The organism is Enterobacter sp. E20, from assembly GCF_000801755.2.
In the GTDB taxonomy this organism is placed as follows: domain Bacteria; phylum Pseudomonadota; class Gammaproteobacteria; order Enterobacterales; family Enterobacteriaceae; genus Enterobacter; species Enterobacter asburiae_B.
The window spans coordinates 1,651,575-1,664,231 of sequence record NZ_CP012999.1 but is presented as its reverse complement, the minus strand read 5'-3'; the positions used below and the strand labels follow the sequence as shown (position 1 = coordinate 1,664,231).

The window sequence follows — 12,657 nt, the reverse complement described above, 5'->3', positions numbered from 1 at the left end:
ATTAATTCAGCAACTCGGTGTTTAAATAAGGGGAGTTTCTTTGGAGTATAAATGACGCTTCCCGGCATTACGCCGGGAAGACATTACAGTAAAGAGGTAAAACGATAATGCTTTACCTTTAGTCGGAATAGACCTGCAGCGTGCGCTGACAGAGCGCTGAACGCACGCAGTCCTCTTTGGTGAAGCGTACCACCCCAATCATCTCATCTTCCTCAAAACGTGACATGGCGTCGCTCAGCCCGGATTTCACGCCGGATGGCAGGTCACACTGGGTAATATCGCCGTTAACGATAACCGTCACGTTCTCCCCGAGGCGCGTTAAAAACATCTTCATTTGCGCAGCGGTCACGTTCTGAGCCTCGTCAAGAATGACGACCGCATTTTCAAATGTACGTCCGCGCATATAGGCGAACGGCGCGATTTCCACCTTGCCAATCTCTGGTCGCAGGCAGTACTGCATAAAGGATGCACCCAGTCGCTTCACCAGCACGTCATAGACGGGCCTGAAGTACGGAGCAAACTTCTCCGAAATATCTCCGGGCAGGAAGCCGAGATCTTCATCAGCCTGCAGTACAGGACGGGTAACAATAATGCGCTCCACATCCTTATGAATCAGCGCTTCCGCCGCTTTGGCTGCACTGATCCAGGTTTTCCCGCATCCGGCTTCACCGGTTGCAAAGATGAGCTGTTTACTCTCGATAGCATTCAGGTAGTGCGCCTGAGCCTCATTGCGCGCCACAATTGGAGAATTATCACGGCTGTCTCTGGCCATGCCAATTGCTTCTACGCCACTCATCTGCACAAGCGAGGTGACCGATTCTTCTTCACGCTGTTTATGGCTACGTGAATCCCGTCTCAGCACACGTTTTGCTTCGCGACGAGCTTTGATCACTGCTTTTTGTCTTCCCATGGATAGCACCTTGAGTTGTTGGTATTCATCACACGCGCCAGCTTCGGCACGATTATGCGCACGAACATCAGAGGGTTGGCTTCCTTGTAAGCCATTGCTTGCTTTATCGGATAACGATACGGAACAGCTACGCGCACCGTTCTGCACGTCGGTCGAATCAGATTCTTGAGGAAGGGGGGAGAATTTAGTGGTGAGGAAATCGCTGCCGGAGTCTGAGCCTCCGCGCCGGGTGCTGCGGTTGTTATGTTTACCTTGTCCAGTACAGGACGCAACCATTCGCGATCTCCATAGTGATTCAGCATCACTGCCGGGAACTACCGCTGTCTTATCTTAAGTACATCAGGAGTTATCATAAACGCAACATTTATTTTACCTGAATGCAACTTTTAAGACTGTCCCTACAGGTGAAATCAGTCTCATATAGAAATATTACAGAAATATAACAGGAGGATAGTCATATGAAAAAATAATGTCCCCGCGAACGGTTGCGGGGACAATTATCAGGCTTCAATAAGACCTTGAGCGAGGTACGCGTTCCGATCGCGCACGCCCGGCAGGGCAAAGAAATAGCCGCCGCCGATGGGCTTAATGTACTCTTCCAGCGCTTCGCCGTTGAGCCGCTTCTGCACGGTCAGGAAGCTTTTCTCCAGATCGTGCTGATAGCAGACGAACAGCAGACCCATATCAAGCTGTCCGGCGTTGGTCACGCCGAGCGAATAGCTGTAGCCACGACGCATCATCAGGCTGGACTGCGTCTCTTTGGTGCGCGGATTGGCCAGACGAATGTGGCTGTCCAGCGCGATGGTATCGCCATTGGGATCGCTGGCGTAGTCGGGCACGTCATGCTCGTTCTTCATGCCGAGCGGCGCGCCGCTTTGCTTATCGCGACCAAAGATCGTCTGCTGTTCTTTCAGCGGCGTGCGGTCCCAGAACTCCACGTGGAACTGGATAATCCGCACCGCCTGATAGCTGCCGCCCACCGCCCATGCCGGTTCGCCCTGATCCGCCGTCACCCATACCACGTCTTTCATCAACGCCGCATCGCTGCTGTCCGGGTTGGCCGTACCGTCCTTAAAGCCCAGCAGGTTCACCGGGGTCTCTTTCCCTTTACTGCGGGCGGCGTGCTCCGAGATAAAACCTTCCCGCTTCCAGCGCACGCTCAGCAGATCCGGCGTGTGCTTGATGATATCGCGCAGGGCGTGGATCACCGTGTCCTGAGTATTGGCGCAAATCTGCAGGAGCAGGTCGCCATGGCACAGCGCCGCGTCCAGGGAGTCATTCGGGAAACGCGTCATTTTCTGCAGCGCTTTCGGCTTCTGTTTTGCCAGCCCATAGCGCGCGTCAAACAGCGACTCACCGAGCGAAACGGTAATGGTCAGGTTATCCGGGGCGATAAACGGCCCCAGAATGCCGGAGTCCATTGGCGGCAGACGCGGGTTCGGCGTATCGGGCGCCGGTCCGCCAGCGGTAAGAAACGCGATGCGCGTCGTCAGCAGGCGGAACAGGCGCTCCAGATCGGCTTTATCGCTGGCCAGCGAATCAAAGGCCACCAGCATCATGGACGCCTGCTGCGGCGTCAGGATGCCCGACTGATGCTCGCCAAAAAACGGCTGCGTCTCCATGCGGGCATTGGGTGACAGCGTGCCGGGCGCGCTCTGCGGTTTCGCCGCATGCGCTACCGGACAGCCACCGGCCAGAGCAAGAGCGCCCCCCAGCGCCCCTACTCCTTTTAACAATCGACGACGTGAAGGCTCAACCACATCGTTATCGCTATGCTTATTCATCGTGCTTAGTCCAGACCCAGTACGCCGCGCAGCAGAGAGAGATCTTCCGCCAGGGCGGTAATCGGGCCTTTCAGCGCGTTACGGTCGGCATCGGTCAGCTTGTCGTAGGTTTCAAACCCGTCTTTGGTACGATACTTCGCCAGAATGGTGTCGACTTTTTTGAAGTTGGCATCCACTTTGGCCAGCAGTTCGCCGTTCTCTTTCTGCAGCTGAGGACGCAGCAGGTTAACAATTTTCTGCGCGCCGTCGACGTTGGCCTGGAAGTCCCACAGATCGGTATGGCTGTAGCGATCTTCTTCGCCGCTGATTTTGCTCGCGGCCACTTCTTCAATCAGACCAGCCGCGCCGCCCACCACTTTTGACGGCGGGAAGGCCAGCTCGCTGATGCGCTTTTGCAGCTCCAGCACGTCGCCATTCAGCTGCTCGGCGTATTTCTCCATCCCTTTGGTGGAGTTGTCGCCAAACAGCGCTTTTTCCAGACGGTGGAAACCGGTGAATTTCGGATCGGCGGCTTTCTGCTCGTAATCGTCTTCGCGGGCATCAATGCTGCCATCAAGGTCAGAGAACAGTTCGGCAATCGGCTCGATGCGCTCGTAGTGCTGACGGGTTGGCGCATACAGGGATTTCGCTTTTTCGATGTCACCGGCCTTCACCGCATCGGTAAAGGCTTTGGTTGCCGCCGCCAGGTCCGCCGTTTCTTTCGTGACATAGACTTTATATGCCGTAATCGCGTCGCCCAGGCTCAGCACCGCAGCGCCTTTCGCCGCATCGGCCGTCGCTTCACCTTTGACGATCAGCTTCCCTTTAGGGTTGGTCAGCAGGCCGCAGGTCATCTCATACTCGCCCGGCTGCAGGTTGGCGGTCATCTTCTGGCTGAAGCCAGGGGCGATGTTTTCACGCTCCTCCACCACCAGAACCCCTTTCAGGATCTCCCACTCCAGCGCTTTCTGGCTGTGGTTCTGAATAATGAACTGGGTTTTGCCGCTGTTCACCGTGAGGGTCATCGGCTCACACTGCTTATCATTAACGGTGACTTTAACCTGAGGAACATCCGCGCCCCAGGCAGAGAATGAAGAAGCGAACAGCGCGGCAATGCCTGCGCATAACGCACTACGACGGAACTGAATTGCCATGACTCTTCCCTTTAAAAGTATGTTGTAACTAAATTACACATTACGGCGCAACGCGCGACGCCTGGGTGCCGGTACGCGGCGGCATAGCGAACAGCACCAGCGCCGGAACCAGATAGATAAAGTACATCGCCACTTCGCTGACGCTCGGCGTTTCCTGATAGCCGAAGATACCTTCGAGCAGGGTGCCGGTCAGAGAGTGCGTGGAGAGCACGTTGCTGAGATCGAACGCCACGTCCTGGAAATGGTTCCACAGGCCCGCCTCGTGGAAGGCGCGTATCGCCCCCGCCGCCAGCCCTGCCGCCACCAGCAGAATAAACAGGCTGGTCCACTTGAAGAAGGCGCCCAGGTTCAGGCGAATACCGCCCCAGTAGAGCAGAAAGCCCAGCACAACGGCGGTTGCCAGCCCGAGCATCGCACCAACCGGCGGCCAGATACCGACATCCTGCTGAAACGCCGCCAGCAGGAAGAAAACGGACTCCAGGCCTTCACGCGCGACGGCAAAAAAGACCATCATGATCAGCGCCCAGCCGTGGTTATTGCCCTTTTGCAGGGCGTTATCCACCGCCTGCTCCAGCTGCACCTTCACGTTACGGGAGACTTTACGCATCCAGAACACCATCCAGGTCAGGATCACCACCGCAATTACGGCGACGATCCCCTCAAACAGCTCCTGCTCTTTCTGCGGGAACTCCCCGGTGGTTTCGTTGATGAGGATACCGAGGCCCAGACAAAGTGCCGCGGCAAGGAATACCCCGACCCACATGACGCCAATCCAGCGTCCGCGCTGGGTTCGCTTCAGATAGCTGGCGATGAGGCTCACGATAAGGGCAGCTTCAAGCCCTTCACGTAACATAATGAGAAATGGAACAAACATGCCGACACCTTAAATGTTTATCGCGGTCAACTGATGCAAAGAAAGGTAAATTCTTGTGATAGTGATTATCATTACGGCGAAAAGAAACACAAGCGAAATGTGTGGTGTTTTGATGACGAGTTGTAAACGCCGAGCCTGGTAATAGTTACATACGTTACGTTCAGGTTTATAAGTTATAACGAAAATGCCCATTTACGCTGGTACGGGGCTGTGGCTAAATATCCGCCTCAAACACCTGGTGAAAATTAATTATGTTTAAAATTGTCCATTTCCTGCTGGCGCTGGTCATTATTCTCGCGCTTGCCTGGCTGGTAAGTTTCGACCGCCGAAAAATTCGCATTCGTTATGTTTTACAGCTGATTGTTATTGAAATTGCGCTGGCGTTCTTTTTCCTGCACGCCGAAAGCGGGTTATTCCTGATTGAATATGTTTCCGGCTTCTTTGAGTCACTGCTGAAATTTGCTTCGGAAGGGACCAATTTCGTCTTTGGCGGAATGGGGGAAAAAGGGCTGGCGTTCATTTTCCTCGGCGTGCTTTGCCCGATTATTTTTATTTCCGCGCTGATTGGTATTCTTCAGCACTGGCGGATCCTGCCGATTTTTATTCGGGTCATCGGTACGCTGCTGTCGAAACTGAACGGTATGGGCAAGCTGGAATCCTTTAACGCGGTGAGTTCGCTGATCCTCGGCCAGTCGGAAAACTTCATTGCCTACAAGGGCGTGCTGGGCGATCTCTCCTCTCGTCGTCTCTTCACCATGGCGGCCACGGCCATGTCGACGGTCTCCCTGTCGATTGTCGGCGCCTATATGACCATGCTCGACGCCAAATTTGTCGTCGCGGCGCTGATTCTGAACATGTTCAGCACCTTTATTATTCTCTCCGTCATCAACCCGGCGCGCCCGGAAGCGGAGCCGGATATCAAGCTGGAAAAACTGCATGAATCGCAGAGCTTCTTCGAAATGCTCGGCGAGTATATTCTGGCCGGTTTTAAGGTGGCGATGATTATTCTGGCTATGCTGATCGGCTTTATCGCACTTATTAGCGCCGTTAACGCCCTCTTCTCCAGCGTATTTGGCATGAGCTTCCAGCAGATCCTGGGCTATGTATTTTATCCCCTGGCATGGCTTATTGGTATTCCGCTGAGCGATGCCTTAAACGCGGGCAGTATTATGGCAACCAAGCTGGTGGCGAATGAATTTGTGGCGATGATTGAGCTGCAAAAAATCGCTCATCAGATGTCCCCGCGCGGGCTGGGCATTTTATCCGTCTTCCTGGTGTCCTTCGCGAACTTCGCGTCCATCGGCATTGTGGCCGGGGCGATTAAGGGCCTGAACGAGCAGCAGGGGAACGTGGTGTCGCGGTTTGGTCTGCGTCTGGTGTACGGCGCGACGCTGGTGAGCCTCCTGTCGGCGAGCTTTGCGGGGCTGGTGCTCTGATGCAATACCGGGTGGCGCTTCGCTTACCCGGCCTACAAAACAACAACGGCGGGATTTCCCGCCGTTTTTACTAGAACTGCACGCACACCGGCTGGTCGACGCGCATCACCGACTCCTGCGCGAAGCGAGATTTATAAATCCCGCGTAACGCTTCGATGTTCTTCTCGCTCTGCGCATCCTTACCGTGGATCAGCATCAGCGCTTTGCTGGGTTCACGCGCCACTTTCCCGTCGTTCCCCAGCCACTGCCCGCGCGCGTCAAACACCGTTAAGCCATCGCGGAAACGCGGCGTCACGTCCTGGTCAACAAACTGCTGCCACTCGTTGCTGGTGATTTGCGCCCCGGCAGGACGATTTAAGCCGAAATAGAGCGTGGTTTGCTGCATCTGGTTATCCGCTTTGCAGGTCTCCACCGTCGCATGTTGCGATGGCGCCGTGCAGCCAGCGAGCATCAATAGTGCCGCTGCCATTACCCCTGTTTTGATTGTCATGCTTCGCTATCCTCATTGTTATAAGCACAGGGATATCACAGGAAATTACGGATTTTGGCAAGAAAAAAGCCGGGTGCGCTTGCGCTCACCCGGCCTGCATTGTACAGCGAGAATAATTATTCTGCCTGGAGCTTAGACGGCGGCGCAGTGTGGTAATGCGCGTCGGCTTCAGCAAAGCGTTTCTGCATGGAGGCAGACGGGGCTTTACCCAGCAGGCTGAACACCACGATGCCGATGCTGCCGAAGATGAAGCCCGGAATGATTTCGTACAGGCCCAGCCACGCGAATTGTTTCCAGACGATAACGGTCAGCGCACCGATAATCATCCCCGCCAGCGCGCCGTTACGGGTCATACGTGACCACATGACGGAGAACAGTACTACCGGACCAAACGCGGCGCCAAAGCCCGCCCACGCGTAGCTCACCAGGCCCAGCACGCGGTTTTCCGGGTTGGCCGCCAGCGCGATGGCAATCAGCGCCACCAGCAGCACCATAAAGCGCCCTACCCACACCAGCTCTTTCTGGCTCGCATTTTTACGCAGGAAGGCTTTGTAAAGGTCTTCGGTGATCGCACTGGAGCAGACCAGCAGCTGGCAGCTCAGGGTAGACATCACCGCCGCCAGGATTGCGGAGAGCAGAATACCGGCAATCCACGGGTTAAACAGAATTTGCGCCAGCTCGATGAACACGCGCTCGGCGTTCTGGTTCACCGCGCCCGCCTGCGCCGGGTTGTTGTTGAAGTACGCGATGCCGAAGAAGCCGACCGCACACGCCCCCGCCAGACACAGGATCATCCACGTCATGCTGATGCGACGGGCATGAACGATGGTGTGGTGAGAATCCGCCGCCATAAAGCGCGCCAGGATATGCGGCTGACCGAAGTAGCCCAGGCCCCAGCCCATCAGGGAGACGATGGCCACGAAGTTCAGCCCTTTCAGCATGTCGACGTTTTCGATGCTCTTCTGCTTGATCACTTCCAGCGATTCGCCAAAGCCGCCAACGGTGAAAATCACAATCACCGGAGTCAGGATCAGGGCGAAGATCATCAGGCTCGCCTGCACGGTGTCGGTCCAGCTCACGGCCAGGAATCCGCCCACGAAGGTATAGAGGATGGTCGCCGCAGCACCGGCCCACAGGGCGGTTTCGTAGCTCATGCCGAAGGTGCTTTCGAACAGACGCGCGCCGGCCACGATGCCGGAGGCACAGTAAATGGTGAAGAACAGCAGGATAACTACCGCAGAGATAATGCGCAGGATGCGGCTGTTATCTTCAAAACGTCCGGTGAAGTAATCCGGCAGCGTCAGGGCGTTGTTGTTGGCCTCGGTATGCACGCGCAGACGGCCTGCCACCAGCTTCCAGTTGATCCACGCGCCGACGGTCAGGCCGATGGCGATCCAGCTTTCAGAGATACCGGAGATGAAAATCGCGCCGGGCAGCCCCATCAGCAGCCAGCCGCTCATGTCGGAGGCGCCCGCAGAGAGTGCGGTCACCATCGGGCCTAAACTGCGTCCGCCCAGAATGTAGTCGTCAAAGTTCTTTGTAGAACGCCACGCCAAAAACCCTATCAGGATCATGCCAAAAATATAAACGAGAAATGTCACCAGCATCGGTGTGCTAATAGCCATTCAAATTCTCCAAAATGTCGAGCGACAACCATCCGGGCTGCCTTGTTATATGATCACCGGAACGAGGTGAATGTATCTTGTGTTTCGGTTGGGCGCGCTATCCTGCCGTATGCGCCTTCCGCTGACAAACGATTTAACACTGCATTTACATCAATTTCATCCCCGGTTTGATACGAGTTTCCTATAGGTTGCACTCGCTCACGCTTTTACGGGTTGCACCTTTGAAAAGTGTTAACTACCGCATAAAACCAGGCTTCCCGCACAAAAGCCAGCGCGTTTTACCAGCTAACCATTCGTTAACAATCCATTCATTTTCCGGGTTGCAAACCAGGTCACATTTAACACGGTTGCACAAAGTTGCAACATGGTGGATATTTCACGCTATCAACAGAACGCTATTACAGAACAACAGGAGCTTTGGCATGGGTATGACCACCATGGGGGTTAAGCTGGATGACGCAACCCGCGAACGGATTAAGACCGCAGCAACCCGCATTGACCGCACGCCGCACTGGTTAATTAAGCAGGCGATTTTTAACTATCTCGAAAGACTCGAGAGCGATGAGGGCCTGCCGGAGCTGCCTGCCCTGCTGGCCGGCGCGGCGAACGAAAGTGAAGAAGCCCCGGCCGCTGGCGACGAGAACCATCAGCCGTTCCTTGAATTCGCCGAGCAGATCCTGCCGCAGTCCGTCAGCCGTGCCGCCATTACCGGCGCCTACCGCCGTGCCGAAACCGACGCCGTGCCGATGCTGCTGGAGCAGGCCCGCCTGCCGGAAGCCATTGCCGCGCAGGCGCACAGCCTGGCGTATCAGTTAGCCGACAAGCTGCGCAACCAGAAAACCGCCACCGGCCGCGCCGGGATGGTTCAGGGTCTGCTGCAGGAGTTTTCCCTCTCCTCTCAGGAAGGCGTGGCGCTGATGTGCCTCGCGGAAGCGCTGCTGCGTATTCCGGATAAAGCCACCCGCGACGCGCTGATCCGCGACAAGATCAGCAACGGCAACTGGCATTCCCACATTGGCCGCAGCCCGTCGCTGTTCGTTAACGCCGCCACCTGGGGCCTGCTGTTTACCGGCAAACTGGTCTCCACTCATAACGAAGCCAACCTCTCCCGCTCCCTGAACCGCATCATCGGCAAGAGCGGCGAGCCGCTGATCCGCAAAGGCGTGGACATGGCGATGCGCCTGATGGGCGAGCAGTTTGTGACCGGGGAAACCATTGCCGAAGCGCTGGCGAACGCCCGCAAGCTGGAAGATAAAGGTTTCCGCTACTCGTACGACATGCTGGGCGAAGCGGCCCTGACCGCCGCCGACGCGCAGGCCTACATGGTCTCTTACCAGCAGGCGATCCACGCCATTGGTAAAGCGTCCAACGGTCGCGGCATTTATGAAGGCCCGGGCATCTCCATTAAGCTCTCCGCCCTGCACCCGCGCTACAGCCGCGCGCAGTACGACCGGGTGATGGAAGAACTCTACCCGCGCCTGAAGTCCCTGACCCTGCTGGCGCGCCAGTATGACATCGGCATTAACATCGACGCCGAAGAGGCCGACCGTCTGGAGATCTCCCTCGATCTGCTGGAAAAACTGTGCTTCGAGCCGGAGCTGGCAGGCTGGAACGGCATTGGCTTCGTTATCCAGGCCTACCAGAAGCGCTGCCCGTTCGTCATTGATTACCTGATTGACCTGGCAAGCCGCAGCCGCCGTCGCCTGATGATCCGTCTGGTGAAAGGCGCCTACTGGGACAGCGAAATCAAACGCGCCCAGATGGAAGGGCTGGAAGGCTATCCGGTTTATACCCGCAAGGTATACACCGACGTCTCTTACCTCGCCTGTGCGAAAAAGCTGCTCGGCGTGCCGAACCTGATCTATCCGCAGTTCGCTACCCACAACGCCCATACCCTGGCGGCAATCTACAGCCTGGCCGGGCAAAACTACTATCCGGGACAGTACGAGTTCCAGTGCCTGCACGGCATGGGTGAACCGCTGTACGAGCAGGTCACCGGTAAAGTGGCGGACGGCAAGCTGAACCGCCCGTGCCGTATCTATGCTCCGGTGGGAACGCACGAAACCCTGCTGGCGTACCTGGTGCGTCGTCTGCTGGAAAACGGCGCGAACACCTCCTTCGTCAACCGCATCGCCGACACCACGCTGCCGCTGGACGAGCTGGTGGCCGATCCGGTGCAGGCCGTTGAGAAGATGGCGGCACAGGAAGGCCAGGTTGGCCTGCCGCATCCGAAGATTGCCCTGCCGCGCGAGCTGTACGGCAAAGGCCGCGTCAACTCGGCGGGTCTGGATCTCGCCAACGAACACCGTCTGGCGTCCCTCTCCTCTGCCCTGCTCAACAGCGCGCTGCAGAAGTGGCAGGCCAAACCGATGCTGGAGCAGCCCGTTGCAGACGGCGAAATGCAGCCGGTGATCAACCCGGCCGAGCCGAAGGATATCGTCGGCTACGCGCGAGAAGCGACCGAAGCGGAAGTGGATCAGGCGCTGGACAGCGCGGTGAACAACGCCCCTATCTGGTTTGCCACGCCGCCGCAGGAGCGCGCCGCGATTCTGGAGCGCGCGGCGGTGCTGATGGAAGATCAGATGCAGTCGCTCATCGGCATTCTGGTGCGCGAGGCGGGTAAAACCTTCAGCAACGCGATTGCCGAAGTTCGTGAGGCCGTCGACTTCCTGCACTACTACGCCGGTCAGGTGCGCGATGATTTCGATAACGAAACCCACCGTCCGCTGGGTCCAGTCGTCTGTATCAGCCCGTGGAACTTCCCGCTGGCGATCTTCACCGGCCAGATTGCCGCCGCGCTGGCCGCAGGCAACAGCGTGCTGGCAAAACCGGCAGAGCAGACCCCGCTGATTGCCGCGCAGGGCATCAACATTCTTCTCGAAGCCGGCGTGCCGGCGGGCGTGGTACAGCTGCTGCCGGGCCGCGGTGAAACGGTCGGTGCCAAACTGACCTCCGATAACCGCGTGCGCGGCGTGATGTTCACCGGTTCGACCGAAGTGGCGTCTCTGCTGCAGCGCAATATTGCCACCCGTCTGGATGCGCAGGGCCGCCCTACTCCGCTCATCGCGGAAACCGGCGGGATGAACGCCATGATCGTTGACTCCTCTGCCCTTACCGAGCAGGTGGTGGTCGACGTGCTGGCCTCCGCGTTCGACAGCGCCGGTCAGCGCTGCTCCGCCCTGCGCGTGCTGTGCCTGCAGGACGACGTGGCGGACCACACGCTGAAGATGCTGCGCGGCGCGATGGCCGAATGCCGCATGGGCAACCCGGGCCGTCTCACCACCGATATCGGGCCGGTGATCGACGCGGAAGCCAAAGCCAACATCGAAAACCACATTCAGACCATGCGCGCGAAAGGCCGCCCGGTGTTCCAGGCGGTGCGCGAGAACAGCGAAGATGCGCGCGAATGGCGGACCGGCACCTTTGTGCCGCCAACGCTGATTGAGCTGGCAAGCTTCGACGAGCTGAAAAAAGAGGTCTTCGGCCCGGTGCTGCACGTGGTGCGCTACAACCGTAACAACCTGAACGAGCTGGTTGAGCAGATCAACGCCTCCGGCTATGGCCTGACGCTCGGCGTGCATACCCGTATCGACGAGACTATCGCGCAGGTGACCGGCAGCGCCAAAGTGGGCAACCTGTACGTTAACCGCAACATGGTTGGCGCGGTCGTGGGCGTGCAGCCGTTCGGCGGCGAAGGCCTTTCCGGCACCGGTCCGAAAGCGGGCGGTCCGCTCTACCTGTACCGTCTGCTGGCGAACCGTCCGGAGAACGCCCTGGGCGTCACCCTGGCACGCCAGGATGCGGACTATCCGGTGGATGCGCAGCTGAAAACCGTGCTGACCCAGCCGCTGGAGGCGCTCATTACATGGGCAGAAAAACGTCCTGAACTGCGTGCCGTCGCGAAGCAGTACGGCGAGCTGGCGCAGGCGGGCACGCAGCGTCTGCTGCCGGGGCCAACCGGCGAGCGCAACACCTGGACGCTGATGCCGCGCGAGCGCGTGCTGTGCGTGGCCGATAACGAGCAGGACGCGCTGGTGCAGCTGGCCGCCGCGATGGCAACCGGCTGTGAAGTGCTGTGGCCGGAAGATGCCCTGCATCGCGATCTCGCCAAACAGCTGCCGAAAGCGGTCTCGGCCCGCATTCGCTTCGCGAAAGCCGATAGCCTGCTGACCCAGCCGTTTGATGCGGTGATCTACCACGGTGATTCCGATCAGCTGCGCGAACTGTGCGAGCAGGTTGCGGCCCGCAGCGGCGCCATCGTTTCCGTGCAGGGCTTTGCGCGCGGAGAAACCAACCTGCTGCTGGAGCGTCTGTACGTGGAGCGCTCGCTCAGCGTCAACACCGCGGCGGCAGGCGGTAACGCCAGTCTGATGACAATAGGCTAACGCTGTGTTAATAAGGCTCC

At 57.8% G+C, this 12,657-nt stretch carries 8 protein-coding genes; 2 read left to right on the top strand and 6 right to left on the bottom strand.

The annotated features are described in order from the left end of the window. Nucleotides 1-118 precede the first annotated feature (118 nt). The 4 genes from phoH to efeU all read right to left on the bottom strand — a co-directional run bounded on the left by phoH (nucleotide 119) and on the right by efeU (nucleotide 4,701). Nucleotides 119-910, bottom strand: a complete 792-nt coding sequence (gene phoH, locus NI40_RS07730) for a phosphate starvation-inducible protein PhoH (RefSeq protein WP_029740192.1) — start codon at nucleotides 908-910, stop codon at nucleotides 119-121. A 500-nt stretch (nucleotides 911-1,410) separates the two neighbouring features. After that, the gene (gene efeB, locus NI40_RS07720) at nucleotides 1,411-2,694 is read right to left on the bottom strand and encodes an iron uptake transporter deferrochelatase/peroxidase subunit (protein ID WP_039261708.1); all 1,284 of its coding nucleotides are present in this window, start codon (nucleotides 2,692-2,694) and stop codon (nucleotides 1,411-1,413) included. 5 nt (nucleotides 2,695-2,699) lie between these two features. Next, entirely contained in the window at nucleotides 2,700-3,827 is a 1,128-nt protein-coding gene (gene efeO / locus NI40_RS07715) for an iron uptake system protein EfeO (RefSeq protein ID WP_039261706.1), read from the bottom strand. Nucleotides 3,828-3,867: 40 nt separating this feature from the next. Further along, nucleotides 3,868-4,701, bottom strand: a complete 834-nt coding sequence (gene efeU / locus NI40_RS07710) for an iron uptake transporter permease EfeU (protein ID WP_039261705.1) — start codon at nucleotides 4,699-4,701, stop codon at nucleotides 3,868-3,870. Between the two features lie 251 nt (nucleotides 4,702-4,952). Here efeU and NI40_RS07705 point away from each other — a divergent pair, with 251 nt between their 5' ends. Beyond that, nucleotides 4,953-6,137: a NupC/NupG family nucleoside CNT transporter gene (locus tag NI40_RS07705; RefSeq protein ID WP_039261702.1), complete on the top strand. Its 1,185-nt coding sequence runs from the start codon at nucleotides 4,953-4,955 to the stop codon at nucleotides 6,135-6,137. A 70-nt stretch (nucleotides 6,138-6,207) separates the two neighbouring features. On the opposite strand, the gene NI40_RS07700 is transcribed toward NI40_RS07705, so the two are convergent. Further along, entirely contained in the window at nucleotides 6,208-6,627 is a 420-nt protein-coding gene (locus NI40_RS07700; RefSeq protein ID WP_039261700.1) for a DUF3574 domain-containing protein, read from the bottom strand. A gap of 116 nt (nucleotides 6,628-6,743) precedes the next feature. After that, the gene (gene putP, locus NI40_RS07695; RefSeq protein WP_039261698.1) at nucleotides 6,744-8,252 is read right to left on the bottom strand and encodes a sodium/proline symporter PutP; all 1,509 of its coding nucleotides are present in this window, start codon (nucleotides 8,250-8,252) and stop codon (nucleotides 6,744-6,746) included. Between the two features lie 422 nt (nucleotides 8,253-8,674). Here putP and putA point away from each other — a divergent pair, with 422 nt between their 5' ends. Beyond that, nucleotides 8,675-12,637, top strand: coding sequence for a trifunctional transcriptional regulator/proline dehydrogenase/L-glutamate gamma-semialdehyde dehydrogenase (gene putA / locus NI40_RS07690; RefSeq protein WP_039261696.1), 3,963 nt, complete (start codon nucleotides 8,675-8,677; stop codon nucleotides 12,635-12,637). Nucleotides 12,638-12,657: the final 20 nt, after the last annotated feature.

Coding starts and splice junctions, on each gene's coding strand:
- phoH (WP_029740192.1), bottom strand. CDS start 910: ATGGGAAGACAAAAAGCAGTGATCAAAGCTCGTCGCGAAGCAAAACGT.
- efeB (WP_039261708.1), bottom strand. CDS start 2,694: ATGAATAAGCATAGCGATAACGATGTGGTTGAGCCTTCACGTCGTCGA.
- efeO (WP_039261706.1), bottom strand. CDS start 3,827: ATGGCAATTCAGTTCCGTCGTAGTGCGTTATGCGCAGGCATTGCCGCG.
- efeU (WP_039261705.1), bottom strand. CDS start 4,701: ATGTTTGTTCCATTTCTCATTATGTTACGTGAAGGGCTTGAAGCTGCC.
- NI40_RS07705 (WP_039261702.1), top strand. CDS start 4,953: ATGTTTAAAATTGTCCATTTCCTGCTGGCGCTGGTCATTATTCTCGCG.
- NI40_RS07700 (WP_039261700.1), bottom strand. CDS start 6,627: ATGACAATCAAAACAGGGGTAATGGCAGCGGCACTATTGATGCTCGCT.
- putP (WP_039261698.1), bottom strand. CDS start 8,252: ATGGCTATTAGCACACCGATGCTGGTGACATTTCTCGTTTATATTTTT.
- putA (WP_039261696.1), top strand. CDS start 8,675: ATGGGTATGACCACCATGGGGGTTAAGCTGGATGACGCAACCCGCGAA.